The 21,649-nt window shown below is 69.6% G+C and carries 10 protein-coding genes; 8 read left to right on the top strand and 2 right to left on the bottom strand.

The window, feature by feature from the left end:
* Window positions 1-211: 211 nt before the first annotated feature.
* From J4E04_RS22090 to J4E04_RS22055, 8 genes are all read left to right on the top strand, one after another.
* Window positions 212-2,071: an alpha/beta hydrolase-fold protein gene (locus J4E04_RS22090; protein ID WP_490149634.1), complete on the top strand. Its 1,860-nt coding sequence runs from the start codon at window positions 212-214 to the stop codon at window positions 2,069-2,071.
* Between the two features lie 140 nt (window positions 2,072-2,211).
* The gene (locus tag J4E04_RS22085) at window positions 2,212-2,757 is read left to right on the top strand and encodes a DUF732 domain-containing protein (protein WP_027507276.1); all 546 of its coding nucleotides are present in this window, start codon (window positions 2,212-2,214) and stop codon (window positions 2,755-2,757) included.
* A gap of 10 nt (window positions 2,758-2,767) precedes the next feature.
* Window positions 2,768-3,757 carry a cutinase family protein gene (locus J4E04_RS22080; protein ID WP_490149633.1) on the top strand — a complete coding sequence of 330 codons (990 nt, stop codon included), beginning with the start codon at window positions 2,768-2,770 and terminating at the stop codon, window positions 3,755-3,757.
* Window positions 3,758-3,870: 113 nt separating this feature from the next.
* Entirely contained in the window at window positions 3,871-4,875 is a 1,005-nt protein-coding gene (locus J4E04_RS22075) for an LLM class F420-dependent oxidoreductase (protein WP_027507278.1), read from the top strand.
* A gap of 196 nt (window positions 4,876-5,071) precedes the next feature.
* Complete coding sequence (gene fadD32, locus J4E04_RS22070; RefSeq protein WP_027507279.1) at window positions 5,072-6,967, top strand: long-chain-fatty-acid--AMP ligase FadD32; 1,896 nt, start codon at window positions 5,072-5,074, stop codon at window positions 6,965-6,967.
* A gap of 29 nt (window positions 6,968-6,996) precedes the next feature.
* Entirely contained in the window at window positions 6,997-12,165 is a 5,169-nt protein-coding gene (gene pks13, locus J4E04_RS22065) for a polyketide synthase Pks13 (RefSeq protein ID WP_490149632.1), read from the top strand.
* On the top strand, window positions 12,162-13,703 hold the full coding sequence (locus J4E04_RS22060; protein ID WP_056443109.1) for an acyl-CoA carboxylase subunit beta: 1,542 nt from the start codon (window positions 12,162-12,164) through the stop codon (window positions 13,701-13,703). The genes pks13 and J4E04_RS22060 overlap by 4 nt, the downstream gene beginning before the upstream one ends.
* 24 nt (window positions 13,704-13,727) lie before the next feature.
* Window positions 13,728-14,987, top strand: coding sequence for a lipase family protein (locus J4E04_RS22055; RefSeq protein WP_328813884.1), 1,260 nt, complete (start codon window positions 13,728-13,730; stop codon window positions 14,985-14,987).
* Window positions 14,988-14,997: 10 nt separating this feature from the next.
* Here J4E04_RS22055 and J4E04_RS22050 read toward each other — a convergent pair whose 3' ends face one another.
* Both J4E04_RS22050 and J4E04_RS22045 read right to left on the bottom strand, forming a co-directional pair.
* Window positions 14,998-18,309: an arabinosyltransferase domain-containing protein gene (locus J4E04_RS22050; protein ID WP_490149631.1), complete on the bottom strand. Its 3,312-nt coding sequence runs from the start codon at window positions 18,307-18,309 to the stop codon at window positions 14,998-15,000.
* Window positions 18,310-18,359: 50 nt separating this feature from the next.
* The gene (locus J4E04_RS22045; RefSeq protein WP_490149630.1) at window positions 18,360-21,629 is read right to left on the bottom strand and encodes an arabinosyltransferase domain-containing protein; all 3,270 of its coding nucleotides are present in this window, start codon (window positions 21,627-21,629) and stop codon (window positions 18,360-18,362) included.
* Window positions 21,630-21,649 lie beyond the last annotated feature (20 nt).

The following is a 21,649-nucleotide window of genomic DNA, read 5'->3' as shown; positions in this document are numbered from 1 at the left end:
CCCCGGCCCTCGCTTCGGCGACGGTGTTCGGGGCTGTCGCATGTTCTGAGGCGACTCCAGTAACATTTGCACCACCAGTCACAGCGAGTCTCCCCGAGACCGTCGCCGTGACCGTGTAGAACAAGATCGGCGGCACTCTCGACGGACCGGACCTCTCCGGCACGCCGACGGCCCCGCACAGTCTGATGTTTCGAGGAAGCGAGTCCCACACATGCGAGTTCCGAACGGCCGGAGAGCGCGGATCCTGTCCGCCCTGGCGGTCACGCTGGTTCTTCCGCTCGCAGGGGGCCAGGCCGCCACGGCGGTCGCGTCTCCGGTCCACGCGGCACCGGTCCAGGCAGCGCCGCTGCGCGCGCAGGCGGATGCCGGCGCCACCGTGTCCGCGGTCGACTGGATCACCGACCGCCGTGTCGCGGTGTGGGTGAACTCGCCGTCCATGGGAGTTCCGATCCAGGTGCAGCTGCTGCTCGCGCGCGACTGGAACAAGAACCCGCAGGCCACGTTCCCGTCGGTGTGGATGCTCGACGGCATGCGCGCGACCGACACCGAGAACGGCTGGACCGCCGAGACCGATGCCGAGTCCTGGTTCGCCGACAAGAACGTCAACGTCGTGCTGCCCGTCGGCGGTCAGTCGAGCTTCTACTCCGACTGGGCCGAGCAGAACAACGGCCGGAACTACAAGTGGGAGACGTTCCTGACCAAGGAGCTCCCGCCCATTCTCGAGCGTGACTGGCGCTCCAACCAGACGCGCGCGGTCGCCGGTCTCTCCATGGGCGGCACCGCCGCGATGACGCTCTCGGCGCGGAACCCGGGCTTCTTCCGATTCGCCGGATCGTTTTCCGGCATCCTCAGCACCACGACGCTCGGCATGCCGCAGGCCATCGGGTACGCCATGCAGGACGCGGGCGGCTTCGACGCCGGTGCCATGTGGGGCGTGCCGTCGAGCGAGCTGTGGGCTCAGCACGACCCGTACGTTCTCGCGGAGAAGCTGAAGGGCATGAGCCTGTACGTCTCGAGCGGCAGCGGTACCGCCGGACCGTACGACCAGCAGTCCGACGTCCCCGGCATCAGCACGAACTACGCCGGCATGGGTCTCGAGATCCTGTCGCGGCTCACGTCGCAGACGTTCGCGACCAAGCTCAACAAGCTCGGCATCCCGGCCTCGATCAACTACCGGCCGTCCGGAACCCACTCGTGGCAGTACTGGCAGTTCGAGCTCCGCCAGGCATGGCCGCAGATCGCCACCGCCCTCGGCGTCGAGGTGGACAAGCCCGCGTGCAGCGTCGGCGGGAACATCGGCGGCACCGCGAGCGCCAACGGATGGCTCGGCGACTGCCTCACCTCCGAGTACGACGTCGCGGGTGGGCGCGCACAGGACTTCCGGTTCGGTCGCATCTTCTCCTCCGACGGGGGCACGAACGTGGTCGCCGGTGCGATCGGTGGCGCGTACGCGGCCAACGGTGGTCCGGCCGGTGCACTGGGCATGCCGCTGTCGGGTGAGCTCGGAACCCCGGACGGCCGTGGACGCTACAACTCGTTCCGCAACGGAATGGTCTACTGGACCCCGCAGACCGGTGCGCACGCAGTGCGCGGCGCGATTCTCGACGAGTGGGCCCGCCAGGGCTACGAGGGTGGGCCGCTGGGCTACCCGCTGCGCGACGAGGTGCAGACCCCGAACAAGCCGGGTGCGGTCCAGGGCTTCGAGATCGGTGCGATGTACTTCTCGCCCGACACCGGTACGCACGCCGTGATGGGCAAGATCATGGAGAAGTACGGCCAGCTCGGGTGGGAGAACGGGGCACTCGGCTTCGCGAAGACCAACGAGGTCCCGGTCCGTGACGGCGGTCGCTTCACCGAGTTCCAGGGCGGCAACATCTACTGGTCGCCCGCGACCGGCGCGTGGTCCATCCTCAACGGCCAGATATTCGACGCGTGGAAGAGCGTCGGGTACGAGAACGGTCGCCTGGGATACGTCACCAGCGATCAGTTCGACATCCCCGGCGGTGTCCAGCAGAACTTCCAGAACGGCTTCGTGACGGTGCGGGACGGCGTCGTCCAGATCGTTCCCTGACCCGACACCGGGCGGTGCCGACACGGTGGGACTTCGCCCCGCGGTCGGCCTCCGGCCTTCCCGCACACAGAGTCCTCTCAGACCGTGCCGGTACCGTCCGCTGTCAGTTGCCGTGCCCCGATGACAGTAAGGACGTTTTCGTGACCTCGAGGTTCGCCACCACCGTCGCTCCCGTGATGCTGGCCGTCGCGGCCGGTGCTCTGCTCACCGCGTGCGGCGGCGACGACTCCTCGGCCAGCAGCACGCCGTCCCTCACGTCGAGCGCCACCGCCGCTGCGACCACGACCGAGGCGCCGACCTCCACGTCCGCGTCCGCCACGTCGACCTCGCCTGGTGCGACCACGAGTCCGGGCGCGGCGGCGACCGCTCCCGACGAGGCGGAGCCGGTGCCCAGTGGCTTCCCCGGCCCGACCGAGGTGCCGATCGACGCCCGTGGAACCGCGTTCCTCGACGCTCTGAAGTCCCGCGGCGTCACGGTGGCCGGCAACGGCGACATCGCCATCGGCACGGCGAGCTACATCTGCGCCGCCCAGTCCGAGGGTGTGGCGGACGACCAGGTCCTCACCTTCGTCACCGCGAACGTCGGTGCCGAGGCGTCGGCGTCCGGTGCGACCATCAGCGCCGAGGACGCGTCGCGGACCGCACAGACGTACGTCGACGTCGCGCGCTCGACGTACTGCGGATAGGCGGCGCCTCGTGACACGATCCGGTCGGCCCGGGCCGCCGCGTCGGCGTTCGGTGGCACGCACACTGCTCGTCCTGCTCGCGGTCGCGCTCGTCGTCGTCCTCGTCCTGCTGTTGCTCTGGTACCTGCTCGCGGGTCGACTGACGACACCCGGTCCCGGTGAGCCGCAGGTTCCCGGTGCCGAGCCGCCCACCTCGCAGCCGGCGTCGTGCCCCGACGTGTTCGTGCTCTCGGTGCCGGGCACGTGGGAGTCGAACGCGGCGGACGATCCCTACGCTCCCACCGCCAACCCGATCTCGTTGATGCTGAACGTGACTCAGCCGCTGCAGCAGCAGTTCGGCCCCGAGCGCGCCGAGGTCTACACGGTTCCGTACGTCGCGCAGTTCTCGAATCCCATCGCGTTCCCGCCCGACGGCCAGGCCTCGTACAACGTCAGCCGGTCGGAGGGCGCCGCGAAGGCGAACGAGATCCTGGCGCGGCGGTCCTCGGAGTGCCCGCTCACGTCCTACGTGCTCGCAGGGTTCTCGCAGGGAGCAGTCATCGTCGGCGATCTCGCCGCGTCGATCGGCGCAGGGGCGGGTCCGGTTCCGGCGGAGCGCGTCCTCGGCGTCACCGTCATCGCGGACGGCCGACGCGACGGCACCAGCGCGCAGCAGATCGGCCCGCCGGTGGACGGCGTGGGCGCGGAGGTGGCTCTCGGCGGTCTCGACGTACCCGGAATCACCATGACCGGTGCCCGCCAGGGTGGGTTCGGTGCGCTCGCCGATCGGATTTTCTCGATCTGCGCTCCCGGCGACCTCATCTGCGCGGCGCCGCCCGAGGCCATGTCGCTCCGGAACATCCCGTCGTCGCTGACCGCACTGGCCGGTGCGGCGGGTAATCCGGTGCACGGCAACTACGCTCGGTACGTCGTCGACGACGCCGGCACCACCGCCACACAGTGGACGGCGAACTGGGCGGCGGGGCTCGTCGCGTCGGCTCCGACGCCTGCTCACAGCTGACGGAAGGTGCTGCGCGGGGCAACTTTGGTCTCGAGCCGGTAACGGTTAGAGTGGCGAGTCGGCTTCGACTCCGGCCACCGCACCTTCCCTCGACGCTGCAGGAGAGAAAATTCATGAGTTCTGCCGACGCCGCGGCCACCACTGCGCCACTGCGCACGTTCCGCTTCGCGGCAGGCGGTGAGGGCAACCCGGACGAGGGCGGCGCACGGCGTTTCGTGAAGTTGGCGCAGAAGGCGGAGGAGCTGGGTTTCGACAGCTTCATGATTCCCGACCACCTGGGCAACCAGGTCGGCCCCATCGCCGCGCTCGGCGCGCTGGCCGTCGCCACCGACAAGATCCGCCTCGGGACCGCAGTCCTCGCGAACGGTTTCCGTCACCCGGCGGTGCTGGCGAAGGACGCGACGACCATCGACCAGATCTCCGGCGGACGGCTCGAGCTGGGAATCGGTGCGGGCTGGCTCAAGGAGGAGTACGACAAGGCGGGCATCGCCTACGAGAGCCCCGGTGTGCGCATCGAGAAGCTCGACGAGTCGCTCACCATTCTGGATACCCTGATGCGTGGGCAGGAGTGCCACTTCCAGGGCAAGCACTACCAGGTGAACGGGTTGCAGGGCAGCCCGCGGCCGCGCCAGGGCCCCCGGCCTCCCATCGCCGTGGGCGGCGGCGGCCCGAAGATGCTCGCGATGGCAGCCAAGCACGCCGACATCATCTCCCTGGTCCCCAGCACCACGCGCGAGGGCAAGCTCAAGCTGTCCGAGATCACCATGGAGAAGAGCATCGAGCGCGTCGAGCTCATCCGCGCCGCTGCGGGCGACCGGTTCGCCGACATCGAGCTGAACTGGACCATCACGACCATCCTGATCTCGGACGATCGGGAGCAGACGGCGGAGATGGTCATCGGTGCGCTCGACAACGGCTTCCCGCCCAACATGGAGGTCGACACCCGTCTGACCGTCGAGCAGATCCTGGAGTCGCCGTACATCGCGATCGGGAGCTTCGAGGAGATCGCGGACCAGATCCGGAACGTGCGGGCCCGGACGACGATGTCGTACGTCGGTGTCTTCCCGACGCAGATGGACGCCTTCGCTCCGGTCATTCCGCTGCTGGCGGGAGAATGACGGTCGTCGCTCGGCGGGTCTGTACCATGCTTGTGGTTCTCGCTGTCACGATCGGTGAGCGGGACCGGTGAGACTTACCGGTGAGTAAGATGGCGACGCTCGAGAACGAGCGCGTGCATCCAGCAGACCGCGCCCACATCAGAACTGGGCGGTGTCGTGTAGCCGGCGGTGTCGCACTGCTTCGGAGGAGAGAATGATGAGTAACTCGTTCGACGATTTCGTCGACGACACCGGCAACATCGTGATCCGCGAGGATCTGACGCTGGTCCGCCACGTCGAGCAGAACGTCGCGGACAACGGCGACGACCTGGCCTACCGCTACGTGGACTACTCGCGGGAGCGTGACGGTGAGGTGCACGAGCTCACCTGGTCGCAGTTCGGTGCCCGTCTGCGCGCCGTGGCCGCGCGCCTGCAGCAGGTGACGTCGCCCGGTGACCGCGTGGCGATCCTCGCTCCGCAGGGTCTCGACTACGTCGTGGCGTTCTTCGGTGCCGTCTACGCGGGCACCATCGCGGTACCGCTCTTCGATCCGGACGAGCCCGGACACAGCGACCGCCTGCACGCCGTGCTCGACGACTGCTCGCCGTCGGCGATCCTCACCGCGACCAACTCGGCCGCCGGTGTACGCCAGTTCTTCCGCGCTCTTCCCGCGGCGCAGCGCCCCCGCATCATCGCGGTCGACGCCATCCCGGACAGCGTCGGCGCCACCTGGACCGAGCCGCCCACCGACATCGACGCGATCGCGTACCTGCAGTACACGTCCGGATCGACCCGCGTGCCGGCCGGTGTGGAGATCACGCACCGCGCCGTCGGCGTGAACGCCCTGCAGATGGTCGACGCGATCGAGCTGAACCACGACTCGCGCGGCGTCACGTGGCTGCCGCTGTTCCACGACATGGGCCTGCTCACCGTGATCCTGCCGGCGCTGGGCGGCAAGTACATCACCATCATGAGCCCGCGTGCCTTCGTGCAGCGGCCGTGGCGATGGATCAAGGAACTCGCCGCCGTGTCCGACGGTGCCGGCACGTTCGCGGCTGCACCGAACTTCGCGTTCGAGCACGCGGCACAGCGCGGCCTGCCGAAGAACGGCGAGTCGCTGGACCTGTCCAACGTCATCGGCCTGATCAACGGCAGCGAGCCGGTCACCACCACGTCGATGAAGAAGTTCAACGACGCGTTCATGCCGTACGGACTGCCGAAGACGGCCATCAAGCCGTCGTACGGCATGGCGGAGGCGACACTGTTCGTCTCCTCCACCAAGCACTCGGACGAGGCCAAGGTCATCCACGTCGACCGCACGGAGCTCAACTCCGGACGTGTCGTCCAGGTCGCCGAGGGAACGCCCAACTCCATTCCGCAGGTGTCGTGCGGCTACGTCGCACGCAGCCAGTGGGCCGCCATCGTCGATGCCGACTCCGCGTCCGAGGTTCCCGACGGGCACGTCGGTGAGATCTGGCTGCACGGCGAGAACATCGGCAAGGGCTACTGGGGCCGGGAGAAGGAGACCTCGGAGACCTTCCACAACAAGCTGGTCTCGCGCCAGACGGAGAACAGCCACGCCGACGGTGCGGCCGAGGGCGCGAACTGGATGCGCACCGGCGATTTCGGTGTCTACGTGGACGGCGAGCTCTACATCACCGGTCGCGTGAAGGACCTGGTCATCGTCGACGGCCGCAATCACTACCCGCAGGACCTCGAGGCATCCGCCCAGGACGCGAGCACGGCGCTGCGCCCCGGTTTCGTGGCGGCCTTCGCCGTGCCCGCGAACCAGCTTCCCGACTTCGTCTTCGAGCACGGCGGCGCCGGACTCACCCGAGACCCGGGTGACTCGTCGGAGCAGCTGGTCATCGTGGCCGAGCGGGCGCCGGGCGCCGGCAAGGCGGATCCGCAGCCCATCGCGGACACCGTGCGTGCGGCGATCTCGACTCGCCACGGCGTGACGGCACGCGACATCCTCCTGGTTCCCGCCGGTTCGATCCCGCGTACGTCCAGCGGCAAGATCGCGCGTCGGGCCTGCAAGGCGGCGTACATCGAGGGCACGCTGCGTGGTGGCTACCAGCAGACGGCGTTCCCCGACAATCCCGAAGACTGATCACCCGACGCGGGTAGTTTGGCGAGCTGATGGCTGAAGAAGAGACAACGACGTCCGCACCGGAGCCGACAGGTGACGCCGGGGCCCCGCAGGCGGGCGACATGACCGTCGCGCAGCTGAGGGACTGGCTCCGCGCCTGGGTCGCCGAGGCCACCGGCAAGGACGTCTCGGAGATCTCCGACGACCGTCCGATGGAGGAGTTCGGTCTCGCGTCCCGCGACGCCGTGGCGCTGAGCGGCGACATCGAGGATCTGGTCGGCGTCACGCTGACGGCCACGGTCGCGTACCAGCACCCCACGATCGCCTCGCTCGCGACACGCATCATCGACGGGGAGCCCGAGTCGGAGAGCGGCACCACCGACGACGCGTTCTACCTGTCCGGCACCACCGACGACAGTCACGACATCGCCGTCGTGGGCGTGTCCACCCGCTTCCCGGGTGCCGGCCACACGCCGGACGAGATGTGGGACATGCTGTCCGGCGGACGCGACGGCATCACCGATCTGCCCGAGGGCCGGTGGTCCGAGTTCCTCGGCGACCGTGCCATCGCCGAGGCGGTGGAGAAGACGGTGACCCGCGGCGGGTACCTCGACGACGTCAAGACGTTCGACGCGGAGTTCTTCGCCATGTCGCCGCGCGAGGCGGCCAACGTCGACCCGCAGCAGCGCCTCGCGCTGGAGCTCACGTGGGAAGCGCTGGAGGACGCGCGGATTCCGGCCAACGAACTCAAGGGCGCGCAGGTCGGCGTCTTCATCGGCACGTCGACCAACGACTACCAGATGATCGCCGTCAGCGATCCCGACCCGCACCCCTATGCACTGACCGGCACGTCGACCGCCGTCGTCGCGGGGCGCGTGTCCTACTTCTACGACTTCCGCGGGCCGTCCGTCGCGCTGGACACCGCGTGCTCGTCGTCCCTCGTCGCCGTGCACCAGGCGGTGCGCAGCCTCCGCACCGGCGAGTCGAGCCTGGCCCTGGCCGGCGGCGTGAACATGCTGCTCTCGCCCGCCGCGACGCTCGGATTCGGGCAGACCGGCGTGCTCGCACCCGACGGCCGCATCAAGGCGTTCTCGTCGGACGCCGACGGCATGATCCGCTCGGAGGGCGGCGGCCTGGTGGTGCTCAAGCGTCTCGAGGACGCCGAGCGCGACGGGGACACCGTGCTCGCGGTCATCGCGGGCAGCGCGGTCAACCAGGACGGTCGCTCGAACGGGCTGGCCGCGCCCAACCCGGACGCCCAGGCCGACGTCCTGCGGACCGCCTACCGCGACGCCCGCATCGTGCCCACCACCGTCGACTACATCGAGGCGCACGGCACCGGCACCATCCTCGGCGACCCCATCGAGGCCGATGCACTGGGTCGCGTCGTCGGCCGCGGACGCGACGCGGACAAGCCCGCGCTGCTCGGTTCCGCGAAGACGAACTTCGGCCACCTCGAGAGTGCCGCGGGCGCCGCGGGGCTCATCAAGGTGATCCTCGCGATGCGCGAGAACCAGGTGCCGCCGTCCCTGAACTACGCCGGACCCAACCCCTACATTCCGTTCGACGCGGCCAGGCTCCGCGTCGTCGACACCGCGACGGACTGGCCCCGGTACTCCGGCACCGCCATCGCCGGTGTCTCCGGCTTCGGTTTCGGCGGCACCAACGCGCACGTCGTGGTCCGCGAGTACGTTCCCGCCGCGTCGGCGCCGAGCGTTGCCGGCGCACCCGAGTTCGATTCGCCGGAGTTCGATTCGACAGCGGTCGATCCGGAAGCGCTGATCGGGGAGCCCGTGGGCGTTCCCGAGGAGACGCCGGCGGACATCGAGCGGGTACTCGCGGGTGTGTCGGCGTCTCCGGCCGCGTCCGAGGAGGCGCCGGAGCCGGGACCCGTTCTCCTCGCCGTGTCGGCGAGCATGCCGTCGCGCCGTCGTCGTGCGGCATCGGATCTGGCCGACTGGATCGAGTCCGAGGTCGGCAGCACCACGGACCTCGAGGCTCTCGGTCGGTCCCTCGCCCGTCGTAATCACGGGCGCTCCCGCGCCGTCGTGCTCGCCACGACGCGTGCCGAGGCCGTCGCCGGACTGCGCGCCGTCGCCGACAACAAGCCGGGCCCCGGCGTGTTCTCCGCCGACGCGCCCGCGTCCAACGGCCCGGTGTGGGTGTTCTCCGGCTTCGGTGCGCAGCACCGCACGATGGCGAAGGACTTCTACGCGTCCGAGCCGCTGTTCGCCGCGGCGCTCGATCGCGTCGACGCCCTCATCGAGGACGAGTCCGGGTACTCGATCCGGGCGATCGTCTCGGACGACTCGCTCACGTACGACTTCGAGAACTCGCAGGTCGGGATCTTCGCGATCCAGGTGGCGCTCGTCGAGACCCTGCGTGCGTACGGCGCTGCGCCGACCGCGGTGGTGGGCCACTCGATGGGTGAGGTCGCCGCCGCGTACGCCGCCGGTGGTCTGAACCTCGAGGACGCGGTGCGCATCATCGTGGCGCGTTCGCGACTGCTCGGCGAGGGCCAGGAAGGTCTCGGCGACGCCGAGGCCGGCGCGATGGCGCTGGTGGAGTTCTCCGCGCAGGAGGTCGCCGACCTCACCGACCGCTTCCCCGGGGTGGAGCCCAGCGTGTACGCAGCGCCGACGCACACGACCGTGGGCGGACCGGCCGAGCCGGTGCGACAGCTGGTCGAGTACGCCGAGTCGCTCGGCAAGATGGGCCGCATCCTCGACGTGAAGGGCGCCGGACACACCTCGGCCGTCGATCCGTTGCTGGGCGAGCTCGCGGCCGAACTGATGGGCATCGAGCCCACCCCACTCGCCGTGTCGGTGTTCTCGTCGGTGGACAGGGAAGCGTTCTACCGCGCGGGTCACGAGCCGATCCACGGTGTCGAGTACTGGACCAAGGGCATGCGCCATCCCGTCTGGTTCACCCAGGCGGTCAAGCTGGCCGTGGATGCCGGCTACACCACCTTCGTGGAGTTGTCGCCCAATCCGGTGGCGCTGATGTCCGTCGCCGCCACGGCCTGGGCGACGGGTGTCCCGGACGCGACGCTGATCGCGACGCTCAAGCGCAAGGAGAGCGAGCCCGCGACGTTCCTCGCCGCACTCGCCGACCTCTACGTGCACGGCCATGCCGTGACGATGTCGAGTCTGTTCGGGCCCGGCGAGTACGCGGACCCGCCACGCACCGCCTTCGTGCGCAAACACCACTGGATCGACGCCGCGGTGCACCTGGGCAGCGGCAGCGCCGGGGGCGCGCGAGTCGCGTTGCCCGACGGCCGCGTCGTCTGGGAGACACCGGTGGCCGGTGTGTCCGCCATCGGAGATCTGGTGTCGACACTCGCCGGCGAGGTGCTGGGCGACGTGACGGTCGGCGCCGTGGTCACGCAGCGCCCCGTGCCCACCACCGGTTCGCTCACCACCACGCTCACCCCGCATCCGGGCGGTGCGTCCCTCCAGGTGCACTGGAACGACGGCACCCTCTTCGTGCCGGTCGCCGACGCCGTGGTCACCGCGGCGGGCGGTGTCGGATCACTGGCTCCCGCAGGCGATTCCGCCGCGGCGGCTCCGTTCGTGGAGGAGGAACCCGAGGTCGTCGACGACTTCGGCGATCGCTGGATCCCGAACGGGACCCAGACGATGGAGGATCGTCTCGCGATCATCGTCGCCGAGTCGATGGGGTACGCGCCGGAGGATCTGCCGGCCGAGATCCCGTTGATCGAACTGGGTCTCGACTCACTGATGGCCGTGCGCATCAAGAACCGCGTGGAGTTCGAGTTCGACATCCCCCAGGTGCAGTTGCAGGCCGTGCGCGACGCCAGCCTGCGTGAGGTGGAGAAGTACCTCCGCTACGCGCTGGACAATCGCGAGGAGGTCGCGGCGCTCGCCGAGCAGCAGGAACGCGAGCGCACGGCCGAACAGGCCGCCGATCAGACGCCCGAGCAGGAACCCCCTGTCGCACAGCCGGATCCGGTGATCGCCGAGCCCGAGACGGCGGTCGACGAGACCGTACCGGGATCCGACAGCGGCCAGGCGGGCCCGACCACGGCGACGGCGTTCGAGGCGCCCGTGTCCGACGCGGTGACCGACGTGGGCGACGCACAGTCGTTCGCGGAGGCGACCGGGACGGACGTCGCACCGCGTGACGCCGCGGAGCGCCTCACCTTCGCGACGTGGGCCGTCGTGACGGGGCAGTCCGCCAAAGGCATTTTCAATCCCCTTCCCGTGCTGGACGATCCGACAGCCGAGAAGCTCGCGGAGCGTCTGAGCGAGCGGTCGAAGGGCGAGATCACGTTCGACGACATCCTCGACTCGGAGACGATCGAGCAGCTCGCCGACGTGGTGCGGCCGTTCCTCGAGTCGGGTGACGTCACCGGACTGGTGCGCACGCTGCGCGCTCGCCCGGAGGGCTCCACCGCGGTGCCGGTGTTCGTCTTCCATCCCGCGGGCAGTTCGTGCGTCGTGTACGAGCCGCTGCTCAAGCGACTCCCGGCGGACACGCCGATGTACGGCTTCGAGCGCACGGAGGGACCGATCGAGGATCGCGCCCGCGAGTATCTGCCCCTGCTCCGGGAGATCCAGGGCGACGGGCCATACGTGCTGATGGGCTGGTCCCTCGGCGGTGTGCTCTCGTACGCCGTCGCGACGATGCTCCGCGAGGAGGGCGCCGACGTGCGCTACGTCGGGCTCATCGACACCGTCATGCCGTACGAGCCGATCCCGGACACCGCGGAGGAGATCGAGCTCCGCTGGAAGCGCTACGCGCAGGTGGGCAAGAAGCTCTACAACGTCGACTACCCGCTGCCGTACGAGAAGCTGGCACAGGCCGACGACGACGGCCAGATCAAGATCATCATGGACATGGTCAAGATGAGCAGCGCCAAGATCCCCAGCGGCATCATCGAGCACCAGCGCACGTCCTGGTTGGACAACCGCGCGATCCAGACCGCCCGGCCCCAGCACTACGACGGGGACGTCACGCTCTACATGGCGGACAAGTACCACGACGACGCCATCGCGCTCGAGCCTCGACTCGGCAAGCGGGAGCCGCACGGCGGCTGGGCGCCGTTCGCACCGAATCTGGACATCGTGCACATCGGCGGTGACCACCTCGCGGTGATCGACGAGCCGTACATCCGCGCGATCGCCGCGGATCTGACGGGCAAGATGCGAGACATTTCGGCGTCGATCACGCCGGAGGGAAGCGAGTCGCACACGTGAGCACCACTGCCGCCAAGCTGGCCGAACTGCGCGAGAAGTTGGAGGTGGCGCGGGAACCCGCAGGGGACGTCGCCATCGCCAAGCGCGCGAAGAAGGGCATTCCGAGTGCGCGCGAGCGCATCGACATGCTGCTCGATCCGGGTTCCTTCGTCGAGATCGGCGCCCTCGTCCGCGCGCCCGGCAACCAGGACTCGCTGTACGGCGACGGTGTGGTCACCGGCCACGGCACGGTCGACGGCCGACCGATCGCCGTGTTCTCGCACGACCAGACCGTGTTCGGCGGCACCGTCGGCGAGATGTTCGGCCGCAAGGTCGCGCTCATCATGGAGTTCGCGGCGGACGTCGGTTGCCCGTGCGTCGGTATCAACGACTCGGGCGGCGCGCGTGTGCAGGACGCCGTCACGTCGCTGGCCTGGTACGCGGAGCTCGGTCGTCGGCAGGAACCGTTGTCCGGCATGTGCCCGCAGATCTCGGTGATCCTGGGCAAGTGCGCCGGCGGCGCCGTGTACGCGCCGATCAACACCGACATCATCGTGGCCACCGAAGAGGCCTACATGTTCGTCACCGGCCCGGACGTCATCAAGTCCGTCACCGGCGAGGACGTCAGCCTCCACGATCTCGGGAGTGCCCGGAAGCAGGCCGAGTACGGCAACGTGCACCACGTGGCTCAGGACGAGAAGGCAGCGTTCGAGTGGGTGCGCAAGTACCTGTCGTATCTGCCGTCGAACTGCCACGAGCAGCCGCCGGTCATCAACCCCGGTCTCGAGCCGACCATCACGGACGACGATCGTTCGTTGGACACCTTCATGCCGGACTCGGACAACGCCGGGTACGACATGCACGAGATCCTGCTGCGGATCTTCGACGACGGTGACTTCCACGAACTCACCGCACAGACCGCGTCCAACATCATCGTCGGGTTCGCCCGCGTCGACGGTCGTCCGGTGGGAGTGGTGGCCAACCAGCCGATGCACCTCAGCGGCGCGTTGGACGCGGCGAGCAGCGACAAGGCGTCTCATTTCATCAACATCTGCAACGCCTTCGAGATCCCGCTCGTGTTGGTCACGGACACACCGGGATTCCTGCCGGGGCTCGAGCAGGAGAAGATCGGCGTCATCAAGCGCGGTGGCCGGTTCATCTTCTCGTACGTGTGCGCATCGATCCCCAAGGTCACCGTCGTGATCCGCAAGTCGTACGGCGGCGGATACGCGGTGATGGGGTCGAAGCAGCTCGGCGCCGACATCAACTTCGCCTGGCCCACAGCACGTATCGCGGTGATGGGCGCGGAGGGTGCGGTGTCGATCATGGCGCGCAAGCAGCTGGCCGAGGCGGGCGACAATGCTCCGGCGATCCGTCAGGGATTCATCGACTTCTACAACGAGCACGTGGCGACGCCGTGGGTGGCCGCCGAGCGCGGTTACATCGACGCCGTGATCGAGCCGTCCACCACGCGTCTCGAGATCCGCAAGGCCCTGCACATCCTGCGCGACAAGGCCAAGGAACCGCGACCGAGAAAGCAGCATCTGTTCCCGATCTAGTTCCGCCGGGGCTATCGTGCTGCCATGAGACGGACCGTGGTCGTCCTGGCCTGCGTCGGAGCGGTCGTGGTGCTGGTGGTGGCCGCGGTGGTGGCGGTGGTGATCACGCGGTCGTCCACGACGTCTCGCGACGATGCGCGGTTCCAGGAGTCGATCGCGTCGTTCTACGAGTCACCGGACACGCCTGCCGCGCCGGGTGAGCTGATCCGCATCGAGCCGATCGACGATCTGGACGTGCCCGGCGGCACGGCCTACCGGATGCTCTACGGCACCCAGCGTCCCGACGGGTCGCCCGCCGTCTCGTCCGGAATGCTCATCGTGCCGACGGCACCGGCGCCGCCGGGTGGTCGTCCGGTTCTGGCGTGGTCTCACGGCACGCTCGGCTTCGGAGACGAGTGCACCCCGTCGCGGCGGTACCACCCGACGATGGACACCCTGGACTTCACGAACTGGTTGCCGTCCGTGATGGCGCGCGGGTGGGTCGTCGCGGCGACCGACTACACGGGCCTCGGCACTGCCGGTGACACCTACTATCTCATCGCCCGTAGCGAGGCGCAGGACGTTCTGAACTCGGTGCGGGCGGCGCGCGATCACGCTCCGGCGCAAGCGAGTTCGGTGTACGCCACGTTCGGGCACTCGCAGGGCGGTCACGCGGCGATCGGCACGGCGATGTTCGCCGACTACGCGCCCGAGCTCCGGTCGGTGGGCGCGGCGGCGGCAGCGCCCGCGGCGCTGCTGGGTCCGCTGTTCTCCGAGCAGTGGAACACGTTCGTGGCGTGGGGGATCGGGCCCAGCGTCGCGGTCTCGTGGCCGGTCGTGTATCCCGACCTGCCGCTCGAGGGGGTGCTCGGCGACGCGGCGATGTCGCGCTACCGGTCGCTGGCCGACGGGTGCATCACGGACGAACTGCCCGAACTGCTGCTCGAGCGCGCCGAGGGGGAGCAGTTCTTCGACTCCGACCCCATGCAGAACCCGGACTGGGCTGCCGCCGCAGCGGATCAGGCCATCGACCTCTCGCGCGTCGACGTACCCCTCTTCGTCGTCCAGAGCCTCGCCGACACGGTCGTCCTCCCGAACACGACGGCGCTGCTGGCCCGGACGGCCTGCTCCGCACCGTCTCCCGAGTCCGACGTCGCCTGGATCGGCCAGGTGGCACACCAGGACACGGCGAAGGTCGGCGGGCTGGTGGCGGTCGACTGGTTGCAGGACCGCTTCGACGGCGTCCCCGCGCCGAACTCGTGCTCACACCCGTCGCCGATCGCGCCGGCGGATCCCACAGGGTGACGAACGCTGTCTAGTAGACCCGCAGCGTCCCCGGCGACCACAGCCCGCTCCGGGTCTGCTCGGTGACCTCGACGGTCGCTGCGGACGCGCTCGGATCGAACCTGTCGTAGCGCTCGAGCGAACCCCAGTCGCGTCCCCAGTCGTGGTTCAGGTACGTCGGGACGGTGGTGGGTGTCGCCAGCATCTCGGTGAAGCCCAGCGGGCCACCGTTCTCCGCAGCCTGCCACGTGTCGGTGGACGAGACCGCCAACCCGCGATCGGGCAGGATGCGGAAGTTCGGCACCTCGGCGACGCCGTCGAGATGGTCGAACGGACGCTGGCACGGGAACTGCAGCCCCACGGCCCAGTCCAGCAGGACGGGCTGCGTCGTGCCTATCTCCTCCTGCAGCGGGACGACCACGGGCACGCGGGGCGGCGTGAAGGCCAGCCACTGGTCACCGGTGAGGTTGGGATCGTTGGCGACCACACGCACGGCATCCGCATCGGGGGAGAGCTCGTCGAGCGGGATGCGCAGGTTGCGCCACGACGGTGCCGGGCCGATGTCCTTGGGGAGGTAGTCGCCCTGGACCTGCACCGAGCCGTCCGGCTGCCGGACGCCGTACTCGACGCGGAGCGACTGACCGTACGTGTTCTCGCCGGTCTCCTGGTTCTCGGACCAGATGCGGCCGGCCGCACTGACCACCACCAGGGGCGCGTCGTCACTGCGCGCGGGGAGGCCGTACCAGCTCGACGTCGCGTAGGCCGGTGTCTGCACCCCGGTCTGGTACGAGCCGAGGACCGGTGTCGTGGCGGGGTCGAGCCCGAAGGGCAGGCGCGCGGTGGAGCCGTTGACGCCGGCGGCGCCGACACCACCCGCGGTACCGGAGGACTGGCCCTCCTCGAAGGACGCGCCCACGGACTGCTGGTCGGTGTTGCCCTGTCCGGGCTTGACCTCCACGGCGTCGGCACTGAGGTCGGTGGGGATGCCGTTGGGTGTGAAGCCGACGGGCTCGGCGCCGCCCAGTGGGCCCGTGGCAGTGTCCACCGGTCCCGGAATTGGCGACAGCACACCGGCGTTCGGGTCGGACTCCACGAGGACGTCCCCGGCCAGTCCGCAGCTGTTGCCGGCCAACGCCTGCACGTTGGAGCGACCGAGCGAGTAGGCGGGGTACTGCGAGACGGCACCCTTGAGGAGCGAGAGGATCTCGAACAGGACCAGCAACCCGGCCACCACGGTGAGCGGCGCGGCCGCGAACTTGCGGATGCGCCGCCCGCGTTCGGTTCCGGGCTTCGGTTGCGGCGCAGCGAATCCCTCGCGGAGATAGTGCCATGCCGCGAGTCCGACGGCGGCGAAGAACAGGATCAGCAGCACGGTGTTGGACTGGATCCCCTTGACCGAGACCACCTTGTCGAACCACGGCACGCCGTAACTCGAGACGTACCAGTACCCGTTGATGCCCGAGAACGACAGTGCGAGAACGAAGGCGAGACCGACGACGAAGACGGTGCGGTTGCGCCGCGACCGCAGTGCACTGGCCGAGACCGCGACGGCGGTGAGCGCCGCGAGCGAACCGGCGATGCCGGCGTACACCCCGAAGTGGTGGGTCCACTTCGTCGGGTTGAACATCATGAAGAAGATGGTGCCGAAGACGACACCGATGAGACGCCACGCCGGACCGGACGGGACGCCCGGGATCCGCTTGCGACGCAGCAGGACGAACACCGTGGTGAAGAGGCACAGCAGCATGGTCAGGAAGGCGAAGCGGCGGGCGACCGATCCGTCGACCGTCTGGACGAAGAGGTAGTAGTACCGCAGGAAGTCGTTGTACCAGGGCAGGTTCGGACCGATGAGCGTGCGCACACGCGTCGACTCCTGGACCGCCGCGAAGGTCTGGTCCCCGTAGACGACGATGAGGACCAGCACGCCGGCACTGGCGATGGGTGCCAGCAGCGGCAGCGTCCCGACCATGCGGTGCCGTTTGACGACGATGCGCACCAGCGGCCGGATGCCCGTCAGGATCGCGGCGACACACATGAGGCCGGTGGGTGCGGCGGCGAGGGTGAAGGCGCCGATCAGCGCTGCCATGGCGGCGGGGAGCAGCCGTCCGGTCGCGATGGCGCGCTCGACGGAGCACCACGTGAGCAGGGCACCGAGGGCCACGACGGGCTCGGGACGCAGCCCGTTGTTGTACGGCAGCCAGAAGGCGAGGAAGACCAGTCCGCCGGTCCAGACGGCGACCGAGTTGACGCGCACCGCGCGCCCGAGGCGCGGGACCACCTCGCGGCTGATGACCAGCCAGCACAGGATGCCGGCGATCAGCGCGGGCAGGCGCATCCAGGGGCTCGCCGTCGAGATCTTGGCGAACGCGGCCAGCACGTCGTAGTACCAGCCGAAGGGCGCCTCGGGGACACCGAACCAGCGGAAGTAGTTGGCCATGTAGCCGGCGTTCTCGGAGACGCGGGCCATGGTGAGCAGGTACCCGTCGTCCGCGGTGTTGGCGCCGAAGAAGTGCCAGCCGGCGAGTGCGCCGACCACCACCGCGTCGATACCGGTGACCTTCCACCAGTGCGCGGGGAAGAAGCGGCGGTGGGTGCGGCCGTCGACACCGTCGAGCCTGGCCAGCGCACTCAGTGCGAGCGCCGTGCAGGCGATGGCGGCAGCCATGGCGAGCAGCTTGAGCACGGTGGGCGACGACGAGAAACGGGAGTCGACGGCGATCGACACGTCGAGGCCCGGGTACTGCGCGGCGCTGCCGGCGAGGTCGGAGTAGACGCCGACCACCTGGGGCCGCAGGTCGCCGCCGAGCTGACCCGCGCGGGGATTTCCCTGTGCGTCCACGAGCCCGTCGAACGACGCGGACGTGGCATCGATGGTGGACGTGAAGGTGATCGCCCCGCACGCGGCCGACTGCACCTCGGAGCGTGGGGCGGAGACGATCACGACGTTGCGGTCGAGGACGTCGACCGTGTTCTCGCCGACGCGGACGAACATCGCGTTCAGCGCGGCGCCCTCGCCCTGCGGCGGCGCGGTGGAGAGGAGGATGCCGCCCGCGGCCGGCACGTCCGCGACGGCGCTGCAGGGGATGGAGACCGACATCGAGACCGGCACCTGGGACATCAGGGGTGCATCGACACTGTCGACGGTGCCGTCCTGCGGCCACTGGACGACGGCGTCGTCCTGCGTGACCGGAAGGAACGGGGTCAGAATCGCGAAGAGAACACCGAGAACCCCCGCCACCATCGCCACGAGGCGGGTGGTGCGGTACTGCTGTCGGACGTCCACCGAGCGATCCGGGCCGGCAGGTGTCGGCGCGGTCGGCGAAGAGGTGAGGGCGTCGGGCACGGCTCCCGATGTTATGCGACCGTGATCCGGTTGCTGCACCCGCTGGTTACTTACTGGTACTTGATGTGTCCGGGCGACCAGATGCCCGAACGCGACGACGTGGTCACGTCGGGTTCGACGGCCACCGCGTCCGGGTCGAGGGGCAGATAGCGCTCGAGGGATCCCCAGTCGCGACGGAGGTCGTCCGCCAGGTAGGTCGGTACCGTCTCCGCGCGCAGGACCAGTCCGGTCCAGCCCAGAGGGCCGCCGCCGACGGAGTCCTGCCAGGCGTTGGTCGACTCGGCACCGTTGCGGTCGGGCAGGATGCGCCACTCCGGCAGTTCGGCGACTCCGTAGCGGTGGTCGAACGGCCGCTGGCACGGGAACGCGAGTCCGACGGACCAGTCCAGCAGCACCGGGTCGGTGGACCCGACGACGTCGTTGAGAACGGTGGTCCGCGGTGCGCGCGGCGGGGTGACGGCGAGCCACTGGTCGCCCGCCAGATCCTCGTCGGAGGCGACGAGTCGCACAGCGTTCGCGGTCGGCGGGACCTGGTCGAGGGGGACCCGCAGGTTGCGCCACGACGGTTGCGGGCCGATGTCGATGGGCGCGACGCGTCCGAGGATCTCCTCGGCACCGTCCGCCCCGACCGTGGCGTACTCCACCTCGAGGCTCTGCCCCGGGGTGACGATGCCGTCGGTGTCGACCGAGCGGATACGACCCGCGGCGGTGACGGACAGGAAGTCTCGCTGCGCGGCGTCGGGCAGCGCGTACCAGCCGGACGTGAGGCTCGCCGGTGCGGCGTCACCGGAGCCGAAGCTGCCGAGCACCGGCGTGGTCGCGGGGTCCAGCCCGAACGGCAGCGCGATCCGCGAGCCGTTGACGCCGGTGCCGGCGGTGGTGCCGCCCCCGGTGCCCGCGCTGTTCGCGGTGGCCTGCTGATCGGTGTCCGAGGGGTCGACCGAGTTGGCTCCGCCCGTCGCACCCGAGCTCTCGCGATCGGCGCTCAGATCGCCGGCGACGCCGTTCGGGGTGAAGCCGACGCTGTCGGTCCCGGCGAGCGGGTCGGCGCCCGGCTCGGGGTTCAGCGGCTGGAGCATCGAGGCGTTCGGATCGGTCTCCACCAGGACGTCGCGTGCCAGGCCACACGATTGACCGAGGATCGAGTTCACGTTGGACCGGGCCACCGAGTACGCGGGGTACTGCGACACCGCGCCCTTCAGCAGGGACAACACCTCGAACAGCACCACGAGGCCGGCCACGACGGTGAGCGAGGCCCCGCTGAAACGCCGGGTCCGCGCCGGCTCGGCGCCGACGTAGGGAGCGCGGAAGTGTTGCCATGCGGCGTACGCCAGCGTCAGCACGGTGAGTCCGAGGAGCAGCGTCGCGAAGCCCTTGCCGGCGATGGACGGGGGCTTGTCGAACCACGGCACGCCGTAGCTCGAGACGTACCACCACCCGTTGGACCCGGTGAACGCCAGCGCGGTGAGGAACAGGACGGCGGCCGTGAACAGAGTCCGGTTGCGCGGTGAACGCTCCGTCGCCGACATCACGGCGATGGCGGCGAGCGCGGCGAGAGACCCTGCGAGCCCGGCGTAGACGCCGAAGTGGTGCGTCCACTTGGTCGGCGTGAACATCATGAGGGCGAGGGCTCCGGCGACGATGCCGAGGATGCGGCGGGACGGACCGGTCGACGTTCCCGGGATCCGGCCGCCGCGGCGCAGCATCACGACGAGACAGGTCACGAGGCACAGCAGCATCGCGAAGACGGCGAAGCGGCGGGCGAGCGATCCGTCGGGCGAGATGTTGAGCAGAGCGTCCCAGCGGTACCGCTCGTCGAACCACTTCACGTTGGGTCCGACCGCGGATCGGACACGGGTGGCCTCGAGGACGGAGGCGACGGTCTGGTCGGCGAACACGGCGAACAGCACCACGGTGCCCGCCGCGAGGATCGGGGCCAGCAGCGCGGGCAGTCCGACGGCGTGGCGCCGGCGGACGACGATCTGGATGACCGGGCGCGCGCCGGCCAGCAGCGCGGCGATCGCGATGAGGCCGGTGGGTCCGGCAGCGAGGGAGAAGGCGGCGATCACCACGGCCACGGCCGCGGGCAGCAGGCGCCCGGTGGAGACCGCGCGCTCGATGGAGCACCAGGTGAGCAGAGCGCCGAGCGCGATGATCGGCTCGGGACGCAGGCCGTTGTCGTAGGGCAGCCAGAAGGCCAGGAAGACCAGACCGGCCGTCCACACGGCCACCGGTCGGGTGCGCACCGCGCGACCGAGGCGCGGGATGACCTCCCGAGAGATGACGAGCCAGCACAGGACGGCCGCGATCAGCGCGGGCAGGCGCATCCACGGGCTGGCGGTCGACACCTTGGCCAGTGCGGCCAGCATGTCGTAGTACGGCATGCCGAAGGGCGCCTCGGGCACGCCGAACCACCGGTAGTAGTTGGCCATGTATCCCGAGTGCTCGGAGACCCGCGCCATGTTGAGCAGATATCCGTCGTCCGAGGTGTTGGCGCCGATGACGTGCCACAGCAGCAGCGTCCCCACGACCACGGCATCCACGCCGGTGACCCGGAGCCAGTGCCGGGGGAAGAACCGCCGTGCGCGCCGGCCGTCGGCGTCGTCGAGCCGGTGCAGTGCGACCAGCGACGCGACGACCAGGAGCGACCCCAGCACGATCGCGAGCAGTTTCAGCGTCGACGGTGAGGAGGAGAACCGGGAGTCCACGTCGACGCGTACCGACATGTCGGCCGGTGCGGATCCGGTCAGGTCGCTGAACACCCCGACGGTCTGGGGGCGCACGTCGCTCGGGGCCGTGCCGGTGAGATCGCCGACCGCCGCGGTGGTGCTCTCCGGCGTCGAGGTGAGAGTGAGCGCATCGCAACCGGCCACGGTGTCCGCGGGCACCGAGAGCAGCAGTTGGTCGCGCAGCACGACGGTGACGTCGCCGGCGTCGGTCCGTGTGACCACGAGGCCCACGCGCCGGGCGTCCGGTGACTGCGGCGCGACGGTGGACAGCACCAGGCTGCCCGGCGCGGCGTCGGCGAGAACGGAACACGGGACGGTGGCCGACAGCGAGAGCGGGTTGTACGAGACGAGGGGCGTCTCGACGCTGGTGAACGAGCCGTCCTGCGGCCAGGTGACGGACGCGGCGTCCTGCTCGACGGGCAGGAGCGGGGTGAGGATCGCCAGAAGTGTGCCGAGCAGACCCGTGACGATCGCGACGATGCGCGTGGTGGCGAACTGTCCCGACCGGCCTCCGGCCTTCCCGAAGGCGAATCGACTCGGTCTCGACGCCGGGGCCGGTGGTTCGGTCGTCGTCTCGGCGGTTGTCGGCACGCCACGATGCTAGGCGACGA

The sequence above is a fragment of the Rhodococcus sp. NFXS4 genome (genome assembly GCF_058139645.1).
The sequence above is the reverse complement of the archived record's forward strand: the minus strand, read 5'-3'. Positions and strand labels throughout refer to the sequence as shown.

Bases quoted from the DNA above. Each gene is read 5' to 3' on its own strand.
- J4E04_RS22090 (WP_490149634.1), top strand. From the start codon at position 212: ATGCGAGTTCCGAACGGCCGGAGAGCGCGGATCCTGTCCGCCCTGGCG.
- J4E04_RS22075 (WP_027507278.1), top strand. From the start codon at position 3,871: ATGAGTTCTGCCGACGCCGCGGCCACCACTGCGCCACTGCGCACGTTC.
- fadD32 (WP_027507279.1), top strand. From the start codon at position 5,072: ATGAGTAACTCGTTCGACGATTTCGTCGACGACACCGGCAACATCGTG.
- pks13 (WP_490149632.1), top strand. From the start codon at position 6,997: ATGGCTGAAGAAGAGACAACGACGTCCGCACCGGAGCCGACAGGTGAC.
- J4E04_RS22055 (WP_328813884.1), top strand. From the start codon at position 13,728: ATGAGACGGACCGTGGTCGTCCTGGCCTGCGTCGGAGCGGTCGTGGTG.